At 62.7% G+C, this 25771-nt stretch carries 25 protein-coding genes; 10 read left to right on the top strand and 15 right to left on the bottom strand.

The window, feature by feature from the left end; translation table 11 throughout:
* Positions 1 to 282: 282 nt before the first annotated feature.
* Positions 283 to 1227 (top strand): 4-hydroxy-3-methylbut-2-enyl diphosphate reductase, encoded by a 945-nt coding sequence (ispH, locus tag HWX91_RS01675; protein WP_028195957.1) that lies wholly within the window; start codon positions 283 to 285, stop codon positions 1225 to 1227.
* Positions 1228 to 1237: 10 nt separating this feature from the next.
* Positions 1238 to 2398, top strand: coding sequence for an adenosyl-hopene transferase HpnH (hpnH, locus tag HWX91_RS01670; RefSeq protein WP_028195958.1), 1161 nt, complete (start codon positions 1238 to 1240; stop codon positions 2396 to 2398).
* A gap of 128 nt (positions 2399 to 2526) precedes the next feature.
* Here hpnH and HWX91_RS01665 read toward each other — a convergent pair whose 3' ends face one another.
* Positions 2527 to 3132, bottom strand: a complete 606-nt coding sequence (locus HWX91_RS01665) for an MlaC/ttg2D family ABC transporter substrate-binding protein (RefSeq protein WP_028195959.1) — start codon at positions 3130 to 3132, stop codon at positions 2527 to 2529.
* A gap of 212 nt (positions 3133 to 3344) precedes the next feature.
* Here HWX91_RS01665 and hpnN point away from each other — a divergent pair, with 212 nt between their 5' ends.
* Together hpnN and HWX91_RS01655 are read left to right on the top strand one after the other, a co-directional pair.
* Positions 3345 to 5960: a hopanoid transporter HpnN gene (gene hpnN, locus HWX91_RS01660; RefSeq protein WP_028195960.1), complete on the top strand. Its 2616-nt coding sequence runs from the start codon at positions 3345 to 3347 to the stop codon at positions 5958 to 5960.
* Between the two features lie 2 nt (positions 5961 to 5962).
* Entirely contained in the window at positions 5963 to 6946 is a 984-nt protein-coding gene (locus tag HWX91_RS01655; RefSeq protein ID WP_028195961.1) for an MlaA family lipoprotein, read from the top strand.
* 333 nt (positions 6947 to 7279) lie between these two features.
* On the opposite strand, the gene HWX91_RS01650 is transcribed toward HWX91_RS01655, so the two are convergent.
* The 8 genes from HWX91_RS01650 to HWX91_RS01615 form a co-directional block, all read right to left on the bottom strand.
* Entirely contained in the window at positions 7280 to 7756 is a 477-nt protein-coding gene (locus tag HWX91_RS01650) for an acyl-CoA thioesterase (protein WP_028195962.1), read from the bottom strand.
* Between the two features lie 156 nt (positions 7757 to 7912).
* Complete coding sequence (locus HWX91_RS01645) at positions 7913 to 8644, bottom strand: phosphorylase (protein WP_028195963.1); 732 nt, start codon at positions 8642 to 8644, stop codon at positions 7913 to 7915.
* A gap of 3 nt (positions 8645 to 8647) precedes the next feature.
* The gene (gene shc, locus HWX91_RS01640; RefSeq protein WP_028195964.1) at positions 8648 to 10696 is read right to left on the bottom strand and encodes a squalene--hopene cyclase; all 2049 of its coding nucleotides are present in this window, start codon (positions 10694 to 10696) and stop codon (positions 8648 to 8650) included.
* Complete coding sequence (gene hpnE / locus HWX91_RS01635) at positions 10693 to 11964, bottom strand: hydroxysqualene dehydroxylase HpnE (protein WP_028195965.1); 1272 nt, start codon at positions 11962 to 11964, stop codon at positions 10693 to 10695. Before hpnE ends, shc begins: the two co-directional genes overlap by 4 nt.
* Before the next feature lie 4 nt (positions 11965 to 11968).
* A complete protein-coding gene (hpnD, locus tag HWX91_RS01630) occupies positions 11969 to 12817 on the bottom strand; it encodes a presqualene diphosphate synthase HpnD (RefSeq protein ID WP_028195966.1) in 849 nt (282 codons plus the stop codon).
* 249 nt (positions 12818 to 13066) lie between these two features.
* Positions 13067 to 14005 carry a sensor domain-containing diguanylate cyclase gene (locus HWX91_RS01625; protein ID WP_028195967.1) on the bottom strand — a complete coding sequence of 313 codons (939 nt, stop codon included), beginning with the start codon at positions 14003 to 14005 and terminating at the stop codon, positions 13067 to 13069.
* Positions 14002 to 14625: a chemotaxis protein CheC gene (locus HWX91_RS01620; protein WP_028195968.1), complete on the bottom strand. Its 624-nt coding sequence runs from the start codon at positions 14623 to 14625 to the stop codon at positions 14002 to 14004. Before HWX91_RS01620 ends, HWX91_RS01625 begins: the two co-directional genes overlap by 4 nt.
* A complete protein-coding gene (locus HWX91_RS01615; protein ID WP_028195969.1) occupies positions 14618 to 14986 on the bottom strand; it encodes a response regulator in 369 nt (122 codons plus the stop codon). The genes HWX91_RS01620 and HWX91_RS01615 overlap by 8 nt, the downstream gene beginning before the upstream one ends.
* A gap of 238 nt (positions 14987 to 15224) precedes the next feature.
* Between HWX91_RS01615 and HWX91_RS01610 the strand changes: the two genes are divergently transcribed.
* The 3 genes from HWX91_RS01610 to HWX91_RS01600 all read left to right on the top strand — a co-directional run bounded on the left by HWX91_RS01610 (position 15225) and on the right by HWX91_RS01600 (position 19224).
* The gene (locus HWX91_RS01610; RefSeq protein ID WP_127837978.1) at positions 15225 to 15536 is read left to right on the top strand and encodes a hypothetical protein; all 312 of its coding nucleotides are present in this window, start codon (positions 15225 to 15227) and stop codon (positions 15534 to 15536) included.
* Positions 15537 to 15677: 141 nt separating this feature from the next.
* Positions 15678 to 17966 (top strand): hybrid sensor histidine kinase/response regulator, encoded by a 2289-nt coding sequence (locus HWX91_RS01605; protein ID WP_028195970.1) that lies wholly within the window; start codon positions 15678 to 15680, stop codon positions 17964 to 17966.
* Between the two features lie 211 nt (positions 17967 to 18177).
* Complete coding sequence (locus HWX91_RS01600; RefSeq protein WP_028195971.1) at positions 18178 to 19224, top strand: hypothetical protein; 1047 nt, start codon at positions 18178 to 18180, stop codon at positions 19222 to 19224.
* A gap of 81 nt (positions 19225 to 19305) precedes the next feature.
* Here the strand turns inward: HWX91_RS01600 and HWX91_RS01595 are convergent, their stop codons facing one another.
* The 4 genes from HWX91_RS01595 to HWX91_RS41035 form a co-directional block, all read right to left on the bottom strand.
* Positions 19306 to 19860, bottom strand: coding sequence for an NADPH-dependent FMN reductase (locus tag HWX91_RS01595; protein ID WP_028195972.1), 555 nt, complete (start codon positions 19858 to 19860; stop codon positions 19306 to 19308).
* A gap of 277 nt (positions 19861 to 20137) precedes the next feature.
* A complete protein-coding gene (locus HWX91_RS01590) occupies positions 20138 to 20374 on the bottom strand; it encodes a DUF6723 family protein (RefSeq protein ID WP_235430118.1) in 237 nt (78 codons plus the stop codon).
* Between the two features lie 44 nt (positions 20375 to 20418).
* A complete protein-coding gene (locus tag HWX91_RS01585; RefSeq protein ID WP_028195974.1) occupies positions 20419 to 20703 on the bottom strand; it encodes a hypothetical protein in 285 nt (94 codons plus the stop codon).
* A 535-nt stretch (positions 20704 to 21238) separates the two neighbouring features.
* Positions 21239 to 21370 carry a hypothetical protein gene (locus HWX91_RS41035; protein ID WP_255246779.1) on the bottom strand — a complete coding sequence of 44 codons (132 nt, stop codon included), beginning with the start codon at positions 21368 to 21370 and terminating at the stop codon, positions 21239 to 21241.
* A gap of 474 nt (positions 21371 to 21844) precedes the next feature.
* On the opposite strand from HWX91_RS41035, the gene HWX91_RS01580 reads away from it, so the two are divergent.
* Together HWX91_RS01580 and HWX91_RS01575 are read left to right on the top strand one after the other, a co-directional pair.
* Positions 21845 to 22453 (top strand): RNA polymerase factor sigma-70, encoded by a 609-nt coding sequence (locus tag HWX91_RS01580; RefSeq protein ID WP_028195975.1) that lies wholly within the window; start codon positions 21845 to 21847, stop codon positions 22451 to 22453.
* A complete protein-coding gene (locus HWX91_RS01575) occupies positions 22440 to 22643 on the top strand; it encodes a zf-HC2 domain-containing protein (RefSeq protein WP_028195976.1) in 204 nt (67 codons plus the stop codon). Before HWX91_RS01580 ends, HWX91_RS01575 begins: the two co-directional genes overlap by 14 nt.
* Positions 22644 to 22736: 93 nt before the next feature.
* On the opposite strand, the gene HWX91_RS01570 is transcribed toward HWX91_RS01575, so the two are convergent.
* Together HWX91_RS01570 and HWX91_RS01565 are read right to left on the bottom strand one after the other, a co-directional pair.
* Positions 22737 to 23027, bottom strand: a complete 291-nt coding sequence (locus tag HWX91_RS01570) for a DUF1272 domain-containing protein (RefSeq protein ID WP_028195977.1) — start codon at positions 23025 to 23027, stop codon at positions 22737 to 22739.
* A 139-nt stretch (positions 23028 to 23166) separates the two neighbouring features.
* Positions 23167 to 24543 carry a GntT/GntP/DsdX family permease gene (locus HWX91_RS01565; RefSeq protein ID WP_028195978.1) on the bottom strand — a complete coding sequence of 459 codons (1377 nt, stop codon included), beginning with the start codon at positions 24541 to 24543 and terminating at the stop codon, positions 23167 to 23169.
* Between the two features lie 228 nt (positions 24544 to 24771).
* Here HWX91_RS01565 and HWX91_RS01560 point away from each other — a divergent pair, with 228 nt between their 5' ends.
* Positions 24772 to 25755: a sulfonate ABC transporter substrate-binding protein gene (locus HWX91_RS01560; RefSeq protein WP_028195979.1), complete on the top strand. Its 984-nt coding sequence runs from the start codon at positions 24772 to 24774 to the stop codon at positions 25753 to 25755.
* Positions 25756 to 25771: the final 16 nt, after the last annotated feature.

Below are 25771 nucleotides of genomic sequence, written 5' to 3'. Positions count from 1 at the left end.
AATCCAGCGTGTAATCATTACCAGCCGTGCACCGCCAACCGCATCATGCCGTCATGCGCCCTGGATACAACGCTGGACGGCGCACCCGCGGCGCGGCGGCAGTCCAATACCCTGACGGGCCTGTCAGAGCAAAGGCGGCCTGATAGCGTTAGAATGCGCGTTTGGTTTTGCTGTACCGGCTCGTCGCCGGGGCTCAAGACGTCAACTAGATAGATGGTCGCGGCGATAAAGTCAGATTTACCGGCTTCTTCGAAACCCGCGTCAGTCGGAGTTCGCCAATTTATGCGAGTCATCCTTGCTCAACCCCGCGGCTTTTGTGCGGGTGTTGTTCGTGCAATCGAAATCGTCGATCGCGCATTACAGCAACACGGCGCACCCGTGTATGTTCGCCACGAGATTGTTCACAATCGCCACGTGGTGGACAACCTGCGCCAGAAAGGCGCGCGCTTTGTCGAAGAACTCGATGAAGTGCCGCATGGCGCCGTGGCGATTTTCAGCGCGCACGGTGTCGCGCAGACCGTCGAGCGCGACGCGGAACAGCGCGGCCTCGACGTGCTCGACGCAACCTGCCCGCTCGTGACCAAGGTTCACGTGCAAGGACGCCAATATGTGGCGGCGGGTCGTACCCTGATTCTGATTGGCCACGCCGGCCATCCGGAAGTGGAAGGCACGATCGGCCAAATCCCCGGCAAGGTGCTGCTGGTGCAGAGCGAGGCCGAAGTCGCCCAGCTGGACCTGCCGCTCGATACGCCGCTTGCGTACGTCACGCAGACTACGCTGTCGGTCGACGACACACGTGGCATCATCGACGCCCTGCTGCGCCGTTTCACCGACATCGTCGGTCCCGACACGCGCGACATCTGCTACGCCACGCAAAATCGCCAGGCGGCGGTGCGCGAGTTGAGCAAAGAAGTCGATGTGCTGCTGGTGGTGGGCGCGACCAATAGTTCGAACTCGAACCGGCTGCGCGAAATCGGCAGCGAAACCGGCGTGGCGAGTTACCTCGTCGCCGACGGTTCGGAAGTAAAGCCGGAGTGGTTTGCCAACGTGCAAACTGTCGGCATTACGGCCGGTGCTTCGGCACCGGAAGAAATGGTGAAGAACGTAATCGATGCGCTGCGCGCATTGGGGCCCGTCGATGTCACGACGATGGCGGGCCGTGAAGAAAAAGTCGAATTCAAGTTGCCATCGAAACTGATGCAACCACTCGCTGCACGCGAAGTTTAAGGAGGACGTCTTGTCTATTCCGCTGCTACAGAAAGTCCGGGTCGGCGCCTACATCATGCGCCAGCATATGTCTGGCAACAAACGCTACCCGCTCGCATTGATGCTGGAACCGCTGTTCCGCTGCAATCTTGCCTGCAATGGCTGCGGCAAGATCGATTATCCGGATCCCATCCTGAATCAACGTCTGTCGCTCGAAGAATGCCTTGGCGCAGTCGACGAATGCGGCGCACCGGTGGTGTCGATTGCAGGCGGCGAGCCGCTCCTGCACAAGGAAATGCCGCAGATCGTGAAGGGCATCATCGCGCGCAAGAAGTTCGTGTACCTGTGCACGAATGCATTGCTGATGGAAAAGAAGATGGACGACTACGAGCCGAATCCGTACTTCGTCTGGTCGGTTCACCTCGACGGCGATAAGGAAGCGCACGACCACTCGGTGTCGCAGGAAGGCGTGTACGAAAAAGCTGTCGCCGCCATCAAGGAAGCGAAACGCCGTGGTTTCCGCGTGAACATCAACTGCACGCTGTTCAACGACGCCGTGCCGGAACGCGTGGCCGCCTTCTTCGATACGCTCGGCCCGATGGGCGTGGACGGCATCACCGTCTCGCCGGGTTATGCGTATGAGCGCGCGCCGGATCAGCAGCACTTCCTGAATCGCGACAAGACCAAGCAGCTGTTCCGTGAGATTTTCAAGCGCGGCAACAACGGCAAGAACTGGTCGTTCAGCCAGTCGGGCATGTTCCTCGACTTCCTGGCCGGCAATCAGACCTACGAGTGCACGCCTTGGGGCAACCCGGCGCGTACCGTGTTCGGCTGGCAGAAGCCGTGCTATCTGGTCGGCGAAGGCTACGTGAAGACCTTCAAGGAATTGATGGAAACCACGGAGTGGGAGAAGTACGGCACGGGCAACTACGAGAAGTGCGCGGATTGCATGGTGCACTGCGGCTTCGAGGCGACTGCCGTGATGGATACGGTGGCCCACCCGTTGAAGGCATTGAAGGTCAGCCTGCGCGGTCCGAAGACTTCGGGCGCCTTCGTGAAGGACATTGCTCTGGATAAGCAACGTCCGGCCGAGTACGTCTTCTCGCGCCACGTCGAAATCAAGCTGGAAGAGATCGGGCGTGCGGGTACGGGCAAGAAGGTGCAGACGGCGGCTTCCGCTTCCGCGCATTAATTGTTATGAGGGGCGGCTGAGTGCCGCTCCTGATGCAGTTTTGTCCGTTCCCTGCTGGATATATTGCAAAAAAAGCGCGCTGGCCTGAATGCCACCGCGCTTTTTCTTTTCCTGCGACCTGGGCTCGTTTAGCCGCCGCTTCGGGCGTTATGCGCAGTCAGGAACTTGATCAGCCCGTCGATGCCGCCTTTGGAAATCTGATCGGCGAACTGCGTCTGATAAACCTGAATCAGCCACGCGCCCATCATGTTGATGTCGTAAATTTTCCAACCGTTGGCACCCTTGGTCAGCCGGTAATCGATGGCGTCATCGCCACCATTGCTGATCACGTGCGACTGCACCACCAGGTCCTTGGCGCCGGCCGGCACCGTGACGGGCAAGAACTTGAACTTCACGTCCTGATCGCGCAACTGCGAAAGCGATGCGGCATAGGTGCGTACCAGTAGCAGCGTAAACTGGTCGTATAACTGCTTCTGCTGTTCCGGGGTCGCCGTACTCCAGGCCTTCCCTACCGCGATTCGCGTGGTCCGCTGAAAATCGGTAGCCGGCACAAAGCGCGTCTGAACCAGTTCGGTAATCTTGGCCATATCGCCACCGCGGGCCTGCGGATCGGCCTTCATCGCGGCGACGGTGCCTTCAACGGCGGTCTTCACCACGGCATCAGGCGCGCTTTGCGCATAGGCCGCCGTGGACACCACGGCCGCAGCCAGAAAAGCAGACAGATAACGTTTCATACGCTCGCCACAACCCAAAAAAGTAAGCGCCGGCTGGCTCAAGAGCCCACGGCGAAAGCAGGATAGACCAGTATACCGATATTGCGTTCCCACCCCAGCCTCGACGCCCGGGAGCCTGCCTTGCTACCGAAGTGGAGCCGATTCGCTCCGGCTCTGTATACTTGTGCACTTTCGTCAAAAACACCACTCGTGATAAGGCCCCCTCCGCCTACATGCTGAAGTCATCTATCGTCCGTCTCGTCGCCTATTCGGTGCGCCATCCGTTACGGATCATCGCCCTGTCCGTCGTGCTCGCCATACTGAGCAGCATCTACGTCGCCCATAACTTCAAGATCAACACGGACATCAGCCGTCTCATCGAGACCGACAAGCAATGGTCGTCGCTCGAAAACGCCATGGATAAGGCGTTCCCCGACCGGGGCGATACGGTGCTGGTAGTGGTCGAAGCCCGCGCGCCGGAGTTTGCCGATGCCGCCGCCAATGCGCTGACGGCCGCGCTCAAAGCCGATTCCAAGGAGTTCGTCGCGGTGTCGCAACCTGCCGGCGGCCCCTTCTTCGATCACAACGGCCTGCTGTTCCCATCCACCGATGAAGTCCTCTCGACGACCTCGCAGCTCGTTCAATCGCGTCCGCTCGTCAATGCACTTGCGCACGATCCGAGCCTGACCGGCCTCGCCGGCACGCTCACCACGAGTCTGTTGCTGCCGCTCCAGCTTGGGCAGGTGAAGTTGGCCGACATGAGCCATCTGCTGTCGCAAAGCGCCACCACGCTCGACCGCGTGCTGGCTGGCCAGCCGGCGGCGTTCTCGTGGCGTGCGCTGGTCGACAAGGGCGTCGCCACGGATCCGGCGCGCGCCTTCGTCACGGTGCAGCCGGTTGTGAACTACGACGCGCTGGAGCCGGGCGCGAGCGCGTCGAAAGCGATCCGCGCCACCGCCGCTTCGCTGCATCTCGATACGCGCTACGGCGCCACGGTCCGTCTGACCGGCCAACAGCCGCTCGCGGATGAAGAATTCGCGTCGGTCCAGGACGGCGCCGTCCTCAACGGCATCGGCACCTTCATCGTCGTACTGGTCATTCTTTGGCTGGCGCTGCGCTCGGGCCGCATGATCCTCGCCGTGTTCATCACGCTGTTCGTCGGGCTTGCGATCACCGCGGCGCTCGGCCTGCTGATGGTCGGCGCGCTCAATATGATTTCGGTCGCCTTCATGGTGCTGTTCGTCGGGCTCGGGGTCGATTTCGGCGTGCAGTTCGGCGTCAAATACCGTGAGGAGCGCAATCGGGACGACCGCCTTTCCGCCGCCCTGATGCATACCGCGCACAGCATCGGCGTGCCGCTGACGCTCGCAGCCGTAGCGGTCGCGCTGAGCTTCTTCTCGTTCCTGCCGACGGCTTATCGCGGCGTGTCGGAATTGGGCGAGATCGCCGGTGTCGGCATGTTCGTCGCGTACTTCACCAACATGACGCTGCTGCCGGCGCTGCTGAAGATCTTCAACCCGCCGGGCGAAGCCGCTTCACCCGGCTTCAAGCAACTCGCCCCGGTCGACGATTTCCTCGACCATCATCGCAAGCCGGTGCTGATCGGCACGCTGCTCGTCGTGATCGGCGCCACGCCCTTGCTCACGCATCTGCGTTTCGACTTCAACCCGTTGCACTTGAAAGACCCGCATACGGAATCGATGGCGACGCTGCTGTCGCTGAAAGATTCGCCGGAAGCGGCGGTCAACAACGTGCACGTGCTGGCGCCGACGCTGGCGGATGCGGACCAGAAGGCCGCCCATTTGCGCACGCTGCCGGAAGTGGGCCGCGTGACCACGCTCGACACCTTCGTTCCGGCTGAGCAGCAGCAAAAGCTGATGCTGATTGCGAGTGCCGCACAGCAACTCTTGCCTGCGCTGCAGCAACAGCCCGCCCCTCAAGCCACGGACGCGGTGCGCGTCGCCGCATTGAAGCGCGCGTCGAACCAGCTCTCGCTCGCCGCCGACGATCACCCGGGCCCGGGCGCCGCCGAAGCCAAGCATCTGTCGGCCACGCTGCAGAAGCTGGCCGCCGCCGACGCCGCCACGCGCGACCGTGCCGAAACCGCGATGTCCGAGCCGCTGCGCATCGCGCTGAAGCAACTGGCGGATCTGCTGCAGCCCACCGAGATTACGCGCGACAACCTGCCCAAGGAGATCTCAAAGGATTGGGTTTCGAAAGACGGCCACGCGCTCGTCGACATTGCGCCGAAGGTCAAACCCGGCGTCGATCCGAACGACGACGCGATGCTCGCCCGCTTCGCCCACGCGGTGAAGAAGGCGGAGCCGGGTGCGATCGGCGGTCCGATCTCGATCCTGCATTCCGCGGACACGATCATCAAGGCCTTCCTGCAGGCTGCCTGTTGGGCCTTGCTGTCGATCGCGATTCTGCTGTGGATTGCATTGCGGCGACTCAGCGACATGCTGCGCACGCTGGTTCCGTTGCTGGTATCGGCGCTGGTGACATTGGAGTTGTGCGTGGTGTTCGGCATGCCGCTGAACTTCGCGAACATCATTGCGTTACCGCTGATGCTCGGCGTGGGCGTAGCATTCAAGATTTACTTCGTCATGGCGTGGCGCCACGGGCAGACTAGCCTTTTGCAGTCGAGCCTTACGCATGCCGTATTGTTCAGCGCGGCGACCACGGCGACGGCGTTCGGCAGCCTCTGGCTTTCGCACCATCCGGGTACGTCGAGTATGGGGCGCTTGCTGGCACTCTCATTGTTTTGCACACTGATCGGTGCGGTGGTGTTCCAACCCGTGCTGATGGGCAAGCCGCGCCAACGTCGCGGAAAGCAGAAAGGAATCTAGGCATGAAGCTGCGAACCACCGTGCTGGCGCTCGCCGCCACCGGGCTGATCTCTGGTTGCGCGACCGGGCCCGACCGCAAACCGGGCGACCCGTTCGAGCCGGCCAACCGCGTGATTTTCAAGTTCAACGACGGTTTGGACCGCTTCGTCGCCGTTCCGGTCGCCAAGGGATACCAGAAAGTGACGCCGCAGCCCTTGCGCACCGCGGTCAGCAACTTCTTCTCGAATCTGGGCGACCTGACCAACGCCGCCAACAACCTGTTGCAATTGAAGATCACGGACGCGACGGAAGACATCGTGCGCTTCGCGTTCAACTCGACCTTCGGCCTCGGCGGCCTGCTCGACTGGGCGACGCCGGCCGGCTTGCCGAAGCACCACCAGGACTTTGGTCTGACGCTGGGCCACTGGGGCATCCCATCGGGCCCGTACCTTGTGCTGCCGCTATTTGGTCCAAGCACGGTGCGTGACAGCATGGGTCTGGTGGTGGATGTGAAGTTCAACCCGCTGAACTACATCGAGCCGGCGGTACGCAATCCGCTGTACGTGCTGCAATTCGTGAGCGTACGTTCCGACTTGCTGGGGGCATCCAGCCTGCTGGAGCAGGCTGCGCTGGACAAGTATTCATTCGTCCGCGACGCCTATACGCAGCAACGCAAAGCGCGGCTGCGCGGCACGAGCGACAACGCCGCACCGCTCCCGAACTACGACGACGAGGGCGGCAACTCCGGCGCAGCCGCGCCCGCCAAGGGCGCTTCGGGCGCAGCGACCGGCGTGCCCGACTACACGGACCCAGGCGACGCCGCTGAGGCCCCGAACGCCGCGTCAGGAAGCGCCACAGGCGCCCCGGCGGGCGTACCGAACTACACGGACCCGGGCGACACACCGAGCGCCCCAGCGGCCGCGTCGAGCGCGGTGCCTGCGGCACCGACCGCCCAACCCGCGCCCACGGGCAAGAAGCTGCCGGAGCCAGCACCAGCACCGCAGTAAGGAATCAAATCAGACGCTTTGGAGCGCACTGCGCTCCAAAGAAAAGCAGACCGAAGAAGACGGGATGGTTTCAAGAAGTACCGCGTCGGCGCGCGAAGCGCCGCCGGAAGTATGACGGCCTTGTCACTGAGGCGGAGTGTGCGAGGAGACAGATTCCAGATGCACCACTACCGTGGCTGCGCGGGGGACCCGCTTAATAATTAGCGGTTTGAGCCGCTTTCTTTTGCCTACTTTTCTTTGCGGCCGGCAAAGAAAAGTAGGTGCCGCCCCGCACAGGGGCAACGCTAATAAACCACTAACTAACACAATAAGGAAAGGCAAAAAAAACAAACCTTAATGCAGACTCTCAACCTCAGCCCGCGCAGCGCCAACCTCATCATCAGAGCCAGCCGCAGCCTGCAAAGGCAAAGACGCCCCCTGATACCTGGCAAACGCCTCATCCGCATACCGAATCTGCGTTCGCCCATGAGGCGCCGGCTCACCCTTCTCATCGAGATTAACGAACACCATCTTCTCGACGGTCAAAATACTCTTCCGGGTAATCTTGTTGCGCACTTCGCACCGAAGCGTAATAGACGTACGACCAAAATGCGTAGCCGTCATCCCGAGTTCAATGATGTCTCCCTGCCTCGCGGAGCTGACAAAATTAATCTCGGACATGAACTTGGTCACAACCCGCTGGTTGTCGAGCTGACAGATTGCATAGATAGCGGCTTCTTCGTCGATCCAGCGCAGGAGGCTGCCACCGAACAGCGTACCGTTGGGGTTGAGATCTTCGGGCTTGACCCACTTCCTGGTATGAAAATTCATCTGGTACTCCGTGTCTGAAGGCACCAAGGTTGGACTGGCGCCCGAACCTAGGGTTAACACTGACATTGTACCAAATATAAGGGTTTCCCCTAGTATTTCAACAGACACTGAATTACCAGCGAAGAGCGGCACCGCAGCCACCGCAAACGGCACCCCTCAAGCAACCCCAAACCGCAAAACCCCCGCCTCGCCCATCGCATGCCGCGCCTGCACCAGCGAGGTCCGCGCCGCCCGCGCATCGACCGCGACCTGAATCAGCGCTCCGATCTGCGACGGCTGCCGCAGCAGCTCCCGCAAAATCGGCCCTAACGCAGTCGTGCCGTCGTCGCGCAAGCCCGCCGTTGCAGCCGAAGGCAGGGTCCGCCACGCCGGATCGACAATCGCGCGGCACACCGCAAAAGGCAGCCCATGCGCGGCGGCCGTGGCGCCGGCAATGTGCGATTCCATGTCGACGGCCAAAGCGCCCGTCGAGCGATGCAGCACGCCCTTGTCGTCAGCGCTGACTAAAGGCGCGGTCACCGCCGCCATCAGGCCGCGTCGCAAACGTGCCGCGAGCGGTCCCGTCGATAATGCGGCGGCGAGCCTGTCGGCCCATGGCCGGTCAGTCTCGAGCCGCCCAAATGGTCCCTCGACAGCCTCCGCAACGATCAGCGTGCCCGGCGCCAGATCGGGCGCCAAACCACCCGCCGTGCCGAAACTGACAATCCCCGAGCAACCGCGCGCGACCGCTGCACTCAACGCCCGCTCAAGCAGATCGGCGCGCGCCGCGTAGACCACCTCGACACCGTTGCCGCGCGCGATGCGCGCCTCGAACGCCATCCCCGTCACCACGATCACCGGCAACGCGCCGTGGCCGATACCGGCTGCCGGCGTGGTCGAAAACGTCATCCGTTACATCCCGACCGCGACGCGCGTCAGCCCGTTGCGTTTCAGATGACGGAAACGGGCCAGCGCCCACAACGGGAAGAACTTGCGATAGCCGTGATAACGCAGATAGAACACGCGCGGGAACCCCGTCGCCGTGAAGCGCGTTTCGTCCCAAAGGCCATGCTCGCGCTGTTCGCGCTGCAAATACGCGACGCCGCGCGCCACCGCCTCGTGATTGACCTCGCCCGCCGCCATCAGGCCCATCAGCGCCCACGCGGTTTGCGAAGCGGTGCTCGGCGCGCGCTCGTAGCCGCGATAGTCGAGCTTGTAGCTCTCGCCGCCCTCACCCCAGCCGCCGTCCTCGTTCTGGATCGACAGAAGCCACTGCGCGGCGCGCTTCATGCGCGGGTCGTCGTGCGGCAAACCGGCGGCGTTCAGCGAACACAGCGCGGTCCACGTGCCGTAGATGTAGTTAAGGCCCCAGCGTCCGTACCAGCTGCCGTCCGCTTCCTGTTCCTTCAGCATGTAATCGAGCGCGCGCTGCGCCGGTTCGCTGGTCTTCGGAAATTCGCCGAGTTGCGCGAGCATCGACAGGCAGCGGCCGGAGACATCCGCGGTTGGCGGGTCGAGCAGCGCGCCATGATCGGAGAACGGAATGTTGTTCAGGTAGTACTGCGTGTTTTCCGGTTCGAACGCACCCCAGCCGCCGTCGCTGCTTTGCATGCCGACCACCCATTCGCGCGCCCGCGCAATGGCTTCGCGATCCACATCCGATTGCGTCAGCGCCGCCGAGCGCTGCATTGCCATCGCCACGACCGCCGTATCGTCGACGTCCGGATAGTGTGCGTTGTTGTACTGGAACGCCCAGCCGCCGGGACGCACATTCGGACGGCGCGAGATCCAGTCGCCGCGCACGTCGAGAATCTGCAGCGGACGCAGCCATGCGAGCCCGCGTTCAGCCGCTTGCTCGGCATGCGCTTCGCCGGTTTCGAGCAGCGCGTGCGCCACGAGCGAGGTATCCCATACCGGCGACAGACAGGGCTGACAATATGCTTCGTCATCCTTGATAACCAGCAGCTTTTCGATCGACTGGCGTGCAATCGCGCGGTTCGGATGATCTGCCGGGTAGCCGAGCACGTCGTACATCATCACCGAGTTGGCCATGGCCGGGAAAATCGCGCCGAGGCCGTCTTCACCGTTCAGCCGTTCGTCGACAAAGCGCACGGCTTCGCGCACCGAGCGCTCGCGCGTCACCTTGGGGAACAGGCCGTCGACCATACGCAACATGACGTCCACCCCGCTGAAGAAGCGGAACCAGCCCTGATGCTGATGCGGCGCCCGCTCACGCATGCCGGTGTTCACCGGCGCGCCGCGGAACAGCTCGTCGATACGCACCCGACGGGGATTGCGCGCCACCGGCCGCTTCGCGTTCAGCACCAGCAGCGGCACGATCACCGTACGCGCCCAGTACGACACCTTCGACAGATGGAACGGGAACCACGACGGCAACAGCATGATTTCCACGGGCATCATCGGCACGGCGCGCCAGGACACCACGCCGAACAGCGCAAGCAGAATCCGCGTGAACACGTTCACCGTTTCCGCGCCGCCGTTCGCCAGAATCGCTTCGCGAGCGCGAACCATGTGCTCGGCATCCGGCGAGTCGCCGATCATTTTCAGTGCGAAGTACGCCTTCACGCTGGCGCTGATATCGAGCGCGCCGTCGGTGAAGAGCGGCCAGCCGCCGTCCGCCATCTGGATGCGGCGCAGATAGCGGGCGATCTTCTGCTCCAGTTCCAGGTTCGGCGTCTCACCGAGATAGTGGACGAGGAGCACGTATTCGGCGGGAATCGTCGCGTCGGCTTCGAGTTCGTAGACCCAGTGGCCGTCCGGATTCTGCGCGGCGAGGATTGCGTCGGTGGCGCGCGTGATCGCGGCATCGAGCGACGTTGCGACCGCTTGCGACGCGGTAGCGGATGCGGCATCCGGCATCAGGTTCGGCACATTCGGCGCCGCCTCGGCGAATCCAGGCAGGACGGCGTCCAGCGGCTGAGCTTGAGATAAGTCGTTCATCGGCGTTCCATCGGTTGATTCAGCAGCGTGTCCGCGGCCTTCTGGCCGGAGCGGATCGCCCCTTCGATCGTCGCGGGCAGGCCGGTAGCCGTCCAGTCGCCCGCGAGCATCAAATTGTTCCAGCGAGTGCGCGTGCCGGGGCGCAGCGTTTCCTGATCCGGCAAAGCGGCAAACATCGCGCGTGGTTCCGTCACGACCTGCCAGGCCGGCAGTGGCTCGACCGGCAGATTGGCGGCCTGAGCCACTTCGGCCCAGACGGTTTTGGCGAGCGCTTCGTGCGGTGTGTCGAGCAGACGCTCGGCGGCGTTCACGGTGACCGACACGCGGCCCTCGAAGGCGAACAGCCAGGTGGCCGTTGCATTGAGCAGCCCCGTGACCGGCGCCATACCGAACGGCGGCTCGACGGCAAAATGCACACTGACGTTTGCCGCGAAGCGAGCGGGCGAGCGCAAGCCGGGCACGAGCGTCTGGGCAACGTCCGGCGGCACCGCGAGCACCACGGCCTGGTTCGCGTCGAGCGCGATGCTTTCGTCCGCGAAATTCAGTGCCGAGACACGCGCCGGGCCGGTGTCGGCAAACACCATATCCTGCAGACGCGAGCCGAGCCGGATTGCCGCGCCGCCATGCTGCAACAGACGCAGCGCCGGGTCGACAAACGCACTGCTCAAACCATTGCGCGCTATCAGCGGCCGGCACGCGAGACCGCCGGCAACGAGCGTTTCCCTGACCATCGCACCCGTCAGCTCCGCCGACGCCTCACGCGGCTCGACATTGAGCATTGCGAGAAACAGCGGCCGCAGCAGACGGTCCCACAGCGGACCATTGCAACGCATGGTCTGCGCGACAGTGCGCGCGGGCTTCGCGAACAGCAGCGGCAGCAGCGTCAGATAGTCGCTCGGGCCGGTATTGGGCACACGCGCGTTCGCGTCGAAGATCCACCAGGGCAGCAGGCCCGGCGACATGCGTACGATCCAGCGCGCCTGCGTCGCGAGATCCACGAACGGATAGTCGGGCTGGGCCGGGCCGACCAGTTCGTCGGCGGCGCCGATCGCGCGCACGTAGTTGAGCGTGGCGGTATTGCCCGACAGCACCATGTGATTGCCGCTATCGAGGGTCGCGCCCAGTTGGGCGTCGTAATACGAACGGCAACGGCCGCCAGCCTCGGACGCCGCCTCATGCAGCACGACTTGCGCACCGCGGCGCTGCAATTGCACCGCTGCGGCCAGGCCGGCGAGGCCGGCGCCAATCACATGGATGAGCTTCGGCATCAGCTCAGAAGAGCGCGTAACGCGCGACGATCCACAGCATGCGCAGTTTCGGCTTGCTGACCTTCGTACGCGGAATATCGAAACCGCGCTCGAGCGTTCGTTCGAGCAGCACGCGATAGACCCCCGACATGATGCGCGGCGCACGCACGTGGTTGCGCGGCTCGCGATCCATGATCGCGTCGGAAGCGGCGAAATGTTCCTTGGCCCGCTCAGCGAGCGTGGCGCAAACACGCGGCAGCGACGGATCGTCGGCGATCTGCGTGGGGCTCGTCACAGCGATGCCTTCGCGCGCCAGCAATTCGTGCGGCAGGTAGCAGCGGTTGATGCCGGCGTCTTCGTCGATGTCGCGCAGGATATTGGTCAGTTGCAGCGCACGGCCCAGATGATGCGCGAGCAGATGGCCCGGCTCTTCCTGCATCCCGAATATCCTCACCGATAGACGGCCCGCCGCACTGGCGACCCGGTCGCAGTACAGGTCGAGCGTAGCCTCGTCGGGGGCGCAAATGTCGGCGGCGGCATCCATCGCCATGCCGTCGATCATCGCGTGAAAATCTTCGCGTTGCAGGTGAAACGTATGAATGTGCCGCGTCAGCGCGCGCAACGACGCGCGCGGTGCGCCGGCATAGCACGCGTCGATGTCGGCGCGCCAGCGCTCGAGCGCGGCGGCGCGTTCGGCGCGCGGCAGATCGCTGTCGGCGATATCGTCGACAGCGCGGCAAAAGGCGTAGACCTGATACATCGCATCGCGCTGCGCGGCCGGCAGGATGCGCATCGCAAGATAAAACGAGCTGCCGGACGTGGCGGCAGCGGCGTCGATTTCTGTATCGTCCACGACAAGATTGGAAACAGCCAAGACGATCTCCGCTGGAGGCGCCCGCTGAAAGGCGTTCAAGAAGTTTTAATGCCTACTGCGCAACGCAGATGGCCCGCGCGCGCGGACACGCGCGAAACACCCGGCAGGGATGCCGGAAACGGCGAAAAGTATAACAACGTTTGTGAGATGCCGCAGTTTCCGGGGCGAATAAGGGGCCGGAAGAGCGGCCGGGGACGCCTGGTGGCAGGCCTTCCCGCCAGGCGCCTCGCGCCGGCATGGCCGGAAAACTCAGGAGAAAGCCACCGAGCGGTTGCGTCCCTGTCGTTTCGCACTATAGAGCGCCGCGTCGGCTTCGTTGATGAGCACGTCGTACGCCGGCACGCCCACGCGCGCAGCCGCGCCGCCGACGCTGGCCGTCACCGGCACGCTCGTGCCCTGGACTTCGACCGGCGTGTCGGCGATCGTGCAACGAATCTTTTCCGCGACCCGCATGGCGTCTTCGAGCGGCGTACACGGCAGCAGCAACGCAAATTCCTCGCCGCCGAAGCGCCCGAAGGTATCCTGCGCCCGCACCACTTCGGCGACGCGCTGCGCCATGACGCGCAACACCGTATCGCCGACCCCGTGGCCAAACTGGTCGTTGATTTTCTTGAAGTGGTCGAGATCGAACAGCAGGACGGACATCTCGCCGCCATAGCGCTGCCAGCGCGTGTATTCATCGCGCAGGCGCGCTTCGAAGTAACGCCGGTTGGCGATCCCCGTCAACCCGTCGCGGTCCGCGTATTCCTGCAACTTGGCTACCGCTTCTTCCCGTTCGCGCTGCACGATGCTGACGTGCGTGACATCGGAGATCGTCACGCACACGGCCACCACCTCGCGATCGCGCATGAGCGGCATGAACGTGAGGTCCTGCTGCATGAAATCGACGCCGCCGGTAATCGGCCGGTCGTGGTCGAACTTGAAGAGATAGGGGCGCTGCTCCCACGAACTGAACGCGAAGCTGCCGAGCTGAAATACGCTTTCGATCTTGCGCGACAGCCACACGCGCGGCAATTCCGGAAAATGCGTAAACAGCGATTTGCCGACCACCTGTTCCTGCGACAACCCGCTGTGGTCCTGCATGAAGCGGTTCCACATCAGCACGTTCATCTCGCGATCGAGCACGAAGATGCCGAAACCCACACGTTCGACAACCAGGTCGCTCAACGAGTCCACAGGCACATTCATAAGCTGGATAGCAACTCGTCGAGCGCCTCGTTCATATGGCGGATCGATTCTTCGGCCATCAGCATCACGAGGTGCGCGCGGAAGCTCTGATCCTCGAGCGCAAAGTTGACTTCCACCAGCAGCGCAACTTCCCATTGCAGGACGCCGGGCTGGAATACGTCGTCGAGCGTCATGGCTTCGCCGAGCAGGCCCGGCGCGGAGAACACCGGCGTGCGGCCGAGCTGGTCGAGAATGCACGAGACACACGCGCCCGTCAGCACGTTCGCGACGTCGAATACGAGTTCCTGCTGGCTCACCGCCTCGTAGCTCGAACGCGAATAGGGATCGCTCACCAGCGCACATAGCTGGTCGATGCTGTCGCTGCGGCAGATCACCAGCGCTTCGCCCTTGATGTCGGAACGAAAACCCTGACGCACCGCGCTCACCGTGTCCTCGATCCCGGTCATTTCGCGTAGCGCCGCTGCCGCCTCGCTCACCGCCACCACCTTCACGCGCGGCACCGACAATTCGATAAACGCATCGAGCAGACGCGCGAGACGCGTCGCGGCCTGACCCATCGCCAGATTGGCGACCTCCTGCAGCGCGTCGCGCCGGTCTTCGGTGAGGACTGGCTCAGACATACAACCCGTACTCCTTGAGGATGGGAAGTACCGCCTCGGGCGTCACGGGCTTGGCGATGAATGCGGCGGCGCCGAGCGCGCGCACGCGCGACTGGGCCATCGGTTGAACATCGGCGGAAACGACAATGACGAAGGTGTTCAGGTCCTCATGCTGCAAGGCTTCCAGCACCTGATAGCCGGTCATGTCCGGCATCGTCAGATCGAGGAACATCACCGACGCCTTGCCTTCGCGATACAGGCCGAGCGCTTCACGCCCATTCGTCGCGTAGGACACGTCGACATCCCAGTCCGGCGGCAATGCCTTGGTGAGCACCTTGCGGGCAAGCAATGAATCGTCGGCGATCACAATGGGCAAAGGCATGGGCGGGTCGGTAAGCAGAATAAGCTCTTGCGCGTTAACGGCGGATAGAGGCAGTTTCTTTAGCGCGCAGTCTGTCGACTAGCGGTAAAGCGAGCTGAAGCTTGCGAGAATGCAGCTTGCAAACGAGCGGGGAGAGAGCGCACTGCGGCGCTTTTGACGGAAGCCGTGGGCGCGCATGGATGCGTGCGAGCACGGTGGACGACGGCTATGACCGGCATGTTCGAAGCCTACCCCGTAGATGAATCCGCGCGGCTTCACGGATCGGGCTGGTCCCCTTGCCGCGCGCCTGATTCCGCGAACGCCTTCGGTCACGCGTTGTGCGCGTTGTCTGGCGGCCCTCGCGGCAGATGCATCCGAACATGGCGGACACATTATTTGTGATGACGGCGATTTTCGAAGTAAAACGGCGGAAAGGCAATACGCCAATTTCGCTTTGATTAAAGAGATTTTCCCATTGGACACTGCTTATGAAAATATTTTGGTAGATTTCGAAGGCTTTCTTTTGCATTTATACTTTTGTGTACGTTTGCGCTTCTCGATTTGTCACTGATTCAAACGGCAGACAAATCATGGCGCGACCATGAGTCACAGATACCCGGCCTGCCGCTGCCTGTCTATGCTTTTTGTATGAAACCGATTTCCGGCCCGATTTCTCGCCCTTTCGTTCCGAACGACCTTCGCGTTATCGACCATGACACCTGACCGGTTCGACCCGCCCGAAGCGAGCCGCAGCCCCGCTAGCCGCCCGGACGAGGCGCGTTTCCCGGCCGTGCCGGAGCAGAATTTCCATGTCCGCCGCATCACGCTGATCGCGTTGTTGATCACAGCCATTGTGCTGCCGTGCGTGTACGTCGCGGCAATGGCGTTCAGCGATCTGCGCACCCGCATGGCCGACGCAACCGACGTGACGCTGCGCACCGTGCGCGTGGCGGAAGAACATGCGTTGAAAGTGTTCGACATGAACGAGACGCTGGACGCGCGCGTCGTGGATCTGACGCAAGGTCTGGACGACAACGGCGTGCGCGCGCAGGAACGCGAGATTCACGAGAAGCTGCGCACGATGGGCGGCGGCTACCCGCAGGTTGCGGCCGTATCGATTTTCGGCCACGAGGGCGACCTGCTCGCCACCAGCCGTTTCTATCCCGCTCCAGTGCTGTCGATTGCCGAGCGCGACGATTTCATCGGCATTCGGGACAGCAAGAGCCTCGAGCATGTCTCGAAGGTAATGGCGGGACACGTGACGGGCGAACAGCTATTCAATACCGGCGTGGAGCGTCGCGCCGCCGACGGCTCGTTTGCCGGGGTCGTCTCTGTCGCGCTGCGGCCCAGCTATTTCGACGCGTTCTACCGCGAATTACTTGGCGGCAACGGCAGCACGCCGATGACCATGAGCCTGCTGCGCGCCGATGGCGCAATCCTCGCGCACTATCCGCGCCGCCTGGGCGAGCCGCTCGCGCTGGGACCGACTTCGCCACTGGCCAAAGCACTGGCGCAGGGGCGGCGAGCCGGCGTCGTACGGATGCATTCCGACATTGACGGCGACAACGTGATCCTCGCGTTCCGGCGCGTGGGCGCCTATCCGGTCTACGTGTCGTGCGCCTATCGCACCGCGGCGATCTGGGGCGCCTGGTACCGGCACCTGAGCGTGCTGATCCTGTCGATGTTCACGCCGTCCATCGTGCTGTGGTGTGTCATCTGGCTATCGCTGCGCCGCCTTGGCGCCGAAGAAGAAGCGTGGGAGCGCTGGCAGGCCGAAGCCTCGATGCGCCGCTCGATCGAATCCGCGTATCGCCAGTCGCGCAAGATGGAGGCGCTCGGCAACCTGGTCGGCAGCGTGGCGCACGATTTCAACAACCTGCTCATGGTCGTTTCGGCCAACGTGCAGATCGCCCGGCGGCGCGGCACGCCGGGGCTCGACCGCGAGTTGTCGGCGATCGAGCGGGCACTCAAGAGCGGCCAGTCGCTTACCCGGCAATTGCTCGGCGTCGCGCGCAAGCAGCCGTTGCGCAGCGAGACGCTGGCGCTCGAGCGCTGGCTGCCGGCCTGCCGCGAGCTGCTGCGCGCGTCGCTCGGCGCGAAGATTTCGCTGGTGATCGACATCGGCGTCAATATCTGGCCGATGCGTGTCGACGTCGCCGAGCTCGAACTCGCGCTGATCAACGTCGCCGTGAACGCGCGCGACGCCATGCCCAACGGCGGCCGCTTCACCGTTCGAGCCGCCAATATCACTTTTCGCCGCGAAGATGGCTTTCCGTTGACGGGCGACTTCGTGCAGCTCTCGCTCGAGGACACCGGCAGCGGCATGCCGCCTGAAGTGCTCGCACGCGCCTTCGAACCGCTTTATACGACGAAGCCCACCGGCATGGGCACCGGTCTCGGACTGCCGCAGGTTTTCGCCTTCTGCGAGCGTTCCGGTGGCCTTGCCGCGATCGACAGCGCAATCGGTGCGGGCACCTCGGTGCGGCTCTATCTGCCGCGCGCCACGGCCGAGCCCGAGGCCGAAGTGCCGGCCGAGACGGGCGTCGAGGAAAGCAGCACGCCGCCCGGCTTGCGCATTCTGCTGGTCGAGGACAACGATGAGGTGGCTGCCGGCACCGAAGCTCTGCTGCAGATGATGGGCCATCAGGTCACCAGCGTGTCCAACGCGGACACCGCGCTGCGCCTGTTCGACGACGCCCACGCGAAGCAGGCACGCACCGGCAGGCCGTTGCCCTTCGATCTGGTGCTGTCGGACATCCACATGCCCGGCACGATGAACGGTATCGACCTTGCCGAGGCCGTGCTGGCTTTCGACACGCGGCTGCCGGTCATCCTCGTCACCGGCTACGCGGAAGAACTCGACCGCGCGCGGCATGTGAACGTGCGGGTGCTATCCAAACCTTTCGATATCGCGGTACTGGAAACGCTCCTGCAAGACGTTCAGCGCGATCTGGGGCAAACGGGCGCCGATCCGGCCGCGGCGTCGCATCCGGCCGGATAGATCCAGGCGGGTTCGCGCCGCCGTCAATTACCAAGCTTGTAAAAGCGCAGTAGCGGTACGCCGCGGTTTCCACCTACGCCAATCGGTGTCGACGGCCAGCAGCAGGCGCGCGGGACCATCCTGCGGGCCCGGCATGATCGTTGCGACGTTTCTGAAGGAGGCCGACGCGCTCTTGCGCCGTCTATTTCAGCAAAACCGTCGGGAGGCAGCTATGCGACACACTGTGATTGGTTTATTCGAGACTTATTCTCAAGCGGAATCCGCGCGCGACACGCTTGTGCAAACTGGTTTTGCACGCGAAACGATCGAGTTGCAAGCCAATCCGGAACCGTCCGTCGACTCCGCGACCGAGGAGGTCGCGAGTTCGGGCGTGCTCGCCAATATCGAGCGCTTTCTTTCAAGCCTGTTTGCTACCGGCCCGCGCGCGCCGGACACGGCCCGTTACGCTGAAGCCGTGCGCCGCGGCGCTGTGCTGGTGTGCGTGAACGCGGCCAGCGAATCACACGCGGAACTCGCTCGCAATACCTTGACTAGGCTGGGGGCGACCGACATTGGCGAGCGCTCGCCCGATTGGGGCACGTCACCGGAGTCGAGTCGCGATCATTCGATTCTCGACGAACTCGGTATCGGTGCGGTGACGCCCGGCACGCCGCATTCATCGAGCGTTACGACGTCCGGCGTAGCGACGCCCGGCGTGGCGACGCCCGGCGTAGATGCGTCCCGCTCAACCGTGCGGCCTGCCGATCCGGACGAACCGCTTTATCCGCCGCCGCTCATGGGCACCGACGCGGAGCCGTTCGTCCCGCCCCCGCTCGCCGAGCGGCCATTGCACGACCCGCTTGACCTGCCCGCCGATCCACTGGCGGACGATGCGGGACGCACCGCGATTGCCGCCGGTTCGATGCCGGGCTCAGGCGCGATCTTGCAACCCACCGGAGCGGTCCCCGAAACAGGGCGGTCAACTGCGGGTTTGGGCAACCAGATTCCAAACGAGTACCTGGAATACGAAGAGGATTTCCGCGCTCACTACGACGAGCAATACGCGGCCGAGAATTCGCGCTATGAAGATTACGCGCCGGCCTATCGCTACGGCGCGGAGATCGGCCGCGACACGAATTATCACGACCGGCAGTGGGACGACATCGAACCGGAGGCCCGGCGTCACTGGGAAACCACCTCGGCGGACAGCACGTGGGAGCGCTTCAAGCTCGCTGTACGTCATGGCTGGGAAAGAGTGACGGGGCATCACCACGTCTAGCGCCACAGGGCCGCGCCGGCGTGCCGTGAGATAACGGGCAACGGCGGCGCTTCCCTTTCGGGCGTGTATGCGAATGAGCCGTCAGGCAGCGGTCTGACGCGTGACCCATGCGACGTAGCGGTCGACGAACGTCTGCAGGAACTGGCGGGTGCCGTCGTTCAGGATCTCGCCTTTCTCGTTGATGACCGACGCGTCGTGCTTGATGAACATTTCGGGCTGGGCAAGCGTGGCCACGTCGAGATAAGCCAGCACGTTGCGCAGATGCTGTTGCGCCAGCGCCGTTCCGGTTGCGCCAAGCGAGGTGCCGAGCACCGCACCCGGCTTATTGCCCCATGAATTGGTGCCCCACGGCCGCGAGCCCCAGTCGAGTGCGTTCTTCAGGACACCCGGTATGGAGCGGTTGTACTCGGGCGTGACAAATAACAGGCCGTCGGCGGCTTCGACGCGCTGCTTCAGGTGTTTGGCGACTTCCGGATAGTCGGCGTCGTAATCCTGGCTATAAAGCGGCAAGGTGCCAATATCGATGAATTCGAACGTGAAGTCCGCGGGCGCAAGTGAAATCACGGCTTGCGCCAACTGGCGGTTGAACGACTCGCGGCGCAGGCTGCCGACAACTACTGCGATGTGATAGGCCATGTTCGCTTCCTTGAGGTAAGGCGCGCGACGCGCGAAAGGGTACGAACTGTCCATCATAGGCAAAAGCCGCGCGAGATGGCGGCAACGAGTGTAAAAACGGCAGCTTTCAGCAGTGCGGACCGCCGTCCCGAAAATTGCGGGCGGTGGATAACCCGGTAGCACCAAAAGTTATCCACAGATTCACTGAATAACCTTGTGGATAACTGGTACTTTTGCCTTGTCAATCAAGCATGCTTTCGGCCTAGGACGATTTGAGGCAAACGCGTGTTTGTCACCGTCATTCCGGTACGGCGATATCGCCATCCACGAGCTGCCAGCCATACGTCTCGGCAAACGACTGGGCCGCGTCGGCCGTTTCGAAGAACGGCATGTCCGCGTGCCCCCGAAAAGGGTAGATCACGCGCTCGTCGCTCAGCCGGATCACTTTCAGCGTCGGCACCGTCCCGCTGGAGGTTCGACGCGACGACACCGCGACCTGATAGTTCGCGCGGCCGGTCAGCGGCGGGGAATTCACGCCCTGCGAGCGCCTGGAAACATGACTTGCCATCGGCGCACGCATCAAAGGCCGGCGATCGACTGGCCAACAACCATGCCGTCGATCACCTGTTCCGCGTAACTTGTCGACGCAATGCGCGCGTCGCCGGCCGCGCCAAACGGTGAACGGCTCGGCACCTGAAAGACACGGCTGCTGGTCAAGCTGTCGTCGGTACCGCGCCGGCAGATTCGCACGGCGGCGTCGAAGCCCGCATCGTAGTGGCGGGCGCCGTCGGAAGAGCGCGGCTGGTGTGGATAAACCAGCGGATAAATCTCAAGGCCCCGATAGCTTCTGATCGTATTGTTCATGGTGGTCGTCTCCGGTGAAGGATCTCGCCTGGAACGTGGTATGGATGAGCGGCGTGACGCCGGGCGAGTCGCGGCGTTGCAGCGGAAGATGCGGTGCGAATCGGCGATGCGCATGACGAGCGGCCACTTGACCAGGTCACGCCGACGGCATCGCAAAACAGGGTAGAAGGAAAGGACCCTGTTCGATTCAGGGCGCTGTGATGAGAGGCAGATGCCTGAGGGACTGCGCAAGACGCGCAGGAGAACTGCAAGCTGTTGAGCCACTGTAACACGTTAGAAGCGTGAGCATTAGACGCATTTGCGCATCGGGCGCGGGTGTTGCTTCGGAGTGCCGGGTATTGTGTACCGCTTTGCGTGTCGTGATGCCCGTACGGCAATGCCAGGCTCCGCCGATACCTTGCGTGCACGCGTCAAACGCGTCGAGATTATTGAATACGAAAAAGGGCGCCCTTGTCGGCGCCCTTTTTTTGCTTCGAGAATCTGTCTTGCCAGCGGACTCGTGCTGAACGTGTGTCCAGCTATATTCTTCAGCCGATTAGTTGCCGAAGAACACGTTGCAGTACGATGCCGGGCCGTTGCATTGAGCCGGTGCAGCAGCCTGAGCGGCGCCCGAAGCAGCGGCAAACAGAGCGATGGAAGCGATCAGGGCGGTAAGAATGCGTTTCATGGTGAAGCTCCTCTTCAGTGCGTTGGTGTGCGATCGGATGCGATCGATGGACTGAAGAATAGCGATTCAGTGTCCGCATAAAAACACCGAAGAGAAGAAGACTTTTTTTCAAATATTGAAACAATTCAGGTGCGTATTTAATGTGGATCTGAGGCCTGCTTTTACACGTGCCTGCCTGCACGTCTCATCCATACGGCCAACCTTGCAAGTTGTCACCGGAGCGTAGATTTCATTTTTCGCAATAATGTTTTTTGCTTTCATCAGTCCCGTCATAAACCCCATCGCGGCACGACTAAGCTCATCAGGTCATCGTTTATCGGCGGGTACATGTTCAATACCAATTCGCTTGCGCAGCAACGTGCGGGAGAATGGCGCACCCATCAGGAAACTGTGCGAGGACAATCATCCGCCTATGAACTGCAACGATTCAGAAGAAAACCTGCTGCAACCGCAAGCGCGGCGACGGAGCCTGCCATGGCGCAAGTAAGCGGGCCGGCGCTCGACGATCCGGTCTATCTGACGCAACTGCGGCGCGATCTGGTGCGCTTCGCCCGCTTACAGCTGCGCGATGCCGCTGCCGCCGAAGACGCTGTCCAGGAGGCCCTCGCCGCTGCATGGACGCAAGCCGACCGGTTCGCCGCGCAATCGGAACACAAGACATGGGTGTTCGGCATCTTGCGGCACAAGCTTGTCGACACCTTGCGCGCCCGGCAGCGCACAGTGAACCTGTCAGCGCTGGAATCCGAAATCGATGGCGAAGCGCTGCTCGATCGCGAGCTTTTCAAGGACAACGGCCACTGGTCACGCGAAGCCAAGCCCCAGCCGTGGCCGACGCCGGAAACCGCACTGCGTCAGCAGCAATTCTGGACCTTGTTCGAGATGTGTCTGGACCATCTGCCCGAACACATCGGGCGCGTATTCATGATGCGCGAATTTCTCGATCTCGATACCGAGGCGATCTGCGCCGAATTGCAGATGACCGCCAATCACTGCAGCGTGCTGATCTACCGCGCGCGCCTGCGCCTGCGCACTTGCCTGAGCGAAAAAGGCCTATCCAGAGAGGATGCGAATGGGGAAGTGTAAGAACATCACGCGCCTGCTGTCGGATGCGCTCGACCGCCGTTTGACGACCGGCGAATGGGTCGCGATCCGGCTGCATCTGCCCACCTGTAGCGGCTGCCGCAATTACCGCAAACAGATCCGCCTGTTGCGCGTGGCAGCGCATACGGTGAGCGGGATCGCGACACCGGGGGCAGGCGGCAACGACGACTGAAACGGCGCCGCGATCTGGGCGGCGCGTCGAGCAATAGCGTGACGGGCCGCGGTGAAGGCGGTGCATGGAACCCGCCCTCAACGCCAGGCTTGTTTAGCGCTCGCCGGGCGCTGTGTTCCGATAGCGCTCGAAAAAGCTCGCGTGCGCTGCTTCGTCGACGGAAACGGGATGCACGGTGGCGCCGGCCGGATGTTTGGCCAACTGCGCACGCGTGCGGATCGGCCGATGCTGGAAATTGCCGCCGCAGTTCGGGCACACGTTGCGCAACATGCTGAGCGCGCACACTTCGCAAAAGGTGCATTCGTACGTGCAGATCATCGCGTCAGGCGCGTTTGGCGGCAGTGATTTGCCGCACCCTTCGCAGGACGGTCTCAGTTCAAGCATGGTGGCTCCACGTCGGCGGGGAACGAGGTGCGGGACTGCGCCTCGCCTATTTCGAAGCAGTGTAAGCGGAGCGGGCCACGTGGAATTGACAGCCGGGCGTCAATTCCTGCCACCGTTGCTCGCATCTCCATGCAAAAACTCAGGTCAGCACGGTCCACAACGCGAACGTCAAGACGAGGCCGACGACGGATACGATCGTCTGCAGCACCGACCAGACCATCACCGTCTGTTTCAATTGCAACCCGAAGTACTCGCGCACCATCCAGAAGCCCGCATCGTTCACGTGGCAGAAGAACACGGAACCGGCCCCGATCGCGAGCGCCATCAACGAACTGTGCGTCGCGCTGAGACCCGCGACGACCGGCGCGACGATACCCGCCGTGGTGGTGGTCGCCACGGTCGCGGAGCCGGTAGCTTGCCGCAACGCGACCGCAATCAGCCACGCCAGTAGAATCAGTGGCACATGCGCGCCGACTGCGATCTTGCCGATCGTCGTGCTGATTCCGGCCACCACGAGCGCCTGCTTGAGGCCACCGCCCGCGCCGATGGTTAGCAGCAGCGCGGCGATCGGCGGCAGGCTTTTGCGCAGAATGCCGCCGACCCGGTCGCGCGCCATGCCCCTTGACCAGCCCAGCGCCACCACCGCGAACAGCACGGTGAGGCCGAGCGCGACCAGGGGCTCACCGAGAAAATCGAGTACGTTGAACAGCACGGTCTCGGGTTGCAGCACCAGTTTGGCGACCGTGCGGCCTAACATCATCGCGACCGGCAGCAGGATCGTGATGAGCGAGATCGCGAAACTCGGCGGCTCGCCGGTGTTTGGCGACGCGGTGAAAAGCTTTCCCATTTCTTCCGGCTCGACCACGTGCATCCGTTTCGACAGCCAGATGCCGTAGAGCGGGCCCGCGAGAATGACTGCGGGAATCGCGACGATCAGGCCAAGACCGAGCGTCAGGCCGAGATCGGCATGCAATGCGCTCACGGCAATCAGCGGCCCCGGATGCGGCGGCAGCAGGGCGTGCAGCGTGGTCATGCCGGCAAGCGCGGGAATCGCAATCCGCAGGATTGGCTGCTGCGAGCGGCGCGCCATCACGAAGATGATCGGTACCATCATCACCAGGCCGACTTCAAAGAACAGTGGCAAGCCGACGATGATCGCGACCAGCGCCATCATCCACGGTAGCGTGCGGGGCGTGGAATGTTTGAGGATAGTCGAGACGAGTCGGTCGGCCGCGCCTGATTCCGCCATCAGCGCGCCGAGCATGGCCCCAAGCGCAATGATGATGCCGACGTCCCCCAGCAGCGCGCCGGCGCCTTTGCTGAATGCGGTTGCCACCGTTTCCAGTGGCAACCCGGCCGAAAAGCCCGCCGCGAACGTGCCGACCAGAATCGAGAGAAACGGCGCAAGCTTCAGCACGCTGATGAAAACGATGATCAGTGCGAGCCCGAGCACGCACGACAGGATCAGTTGAGTGTCGTGGGGTGACCACGGCGCGAGTGTTGTCGTTAGATGCACGATGTCCCTTTTTTTCGAATGACACAGCCGCGACTGCGTACGGAAGAAGGATTGTAGCGGGGCACGGCGACTCGACATCGCGAGGCGCGCAGGTACGGCTTGTAGGTGTGTCGGATCACTTCGACGTGATTTGCTTATGCGAATTTATCGGTTCGTCCAGGCTTGCAGACGAATTATCGTCGCAGGCAATCGGTCCGTTTTGCGTCCGTTTTCTGAACGAGCACTTTTATGTCCCGTCCGTTGCTGCCCAAGCGCCGCACATTGATTGCCGGCGTAGGCGCCTCGCTGGCCGTTGCGGCCTTGCCCATTATCTCGACGTCCGTCTTCGCTGCGAATGCGCGTGCGAAGGAATTTCGCATCGGCTATCAGAAAGCAGCCAATACGCTCGTGTTGCTGAAGGCGCACGGCACGCTTGAGAAGCGGCTCGCGCCGCTGGACATCACGGTCAAGTGGACGGAGTTTCCCGCCGGACCGCAATTGCTTGAAGGACTGAATGTCGGCGCAATCGACTTTGGTTATGTCGGCGAAGCGCCGCCGGTATTCGCGCAGGCGGCCGGCGCAAATTTCGTCTATACCGCTTATGAGATTCCGACACCGCATGCCGAAGGCATCCTCGTGCATCAGGACGCGCCAATCAAAACGCTAGCGGATCTGAAGGGCAAGAAAATCGCATTCAATAAAGGTTCGGATGTTCACTGGTTTCTGGTCGCCGCCTTGCAGAAGAGCGGCGTGAAATACAGCGATATCCAGCCCGTCTTTCTGGCTCCCGCCGATGCGCGCGCGGCCTTCGAACGCGGGTCGATCGACGCATGGGCAATCTGGGATCCATTCCTCGAGGCGGCAAAACGCCAATCGAACGCCCGCTTGCTGGCCGACGCCGAAGGTATCGTGAGCCACCATCAGTTCTTCCTGAGCGCGCGGCCATTCGCCGAGCAAAACGGCGACGTGCTCGCGATCGTGATGGACGAGGTAGGCAAAGAAGGGACGTGGGTGCGCGGCCACTACAGTGAAGCAGCCGCACAGCTTGCGCCGATTCAGGGGCTCGACGCAGGAGTGATCGAAGCGGGTTTGCGACACTACGCGCACGTCTATAAACCCATCGACGCGGGCGTACTTGCCGAGCAACAACGTATTGCCGACACATTTAGCGAACTGCGCATCATCCCGACGAAGATCGTGACGAAGGATGCTGCGTTACCTGCCAAGGCCTAGGGCAATTTTCACTTAG

This window comes from Paraburkholderia fungorum, assembly GCF_902833645.1.
In the GTDB taxonomy this organism is placed as follows: Bacteria; Pseudomonadota; Gammaproteobacteria; order Burkholderiales; family Burkholderiaceae; genus Paraburkholderia; species Paraburkholderia fungorum.
This window is presented reverse-complemented; position numbering and strand designations above follow the sequence as displayed.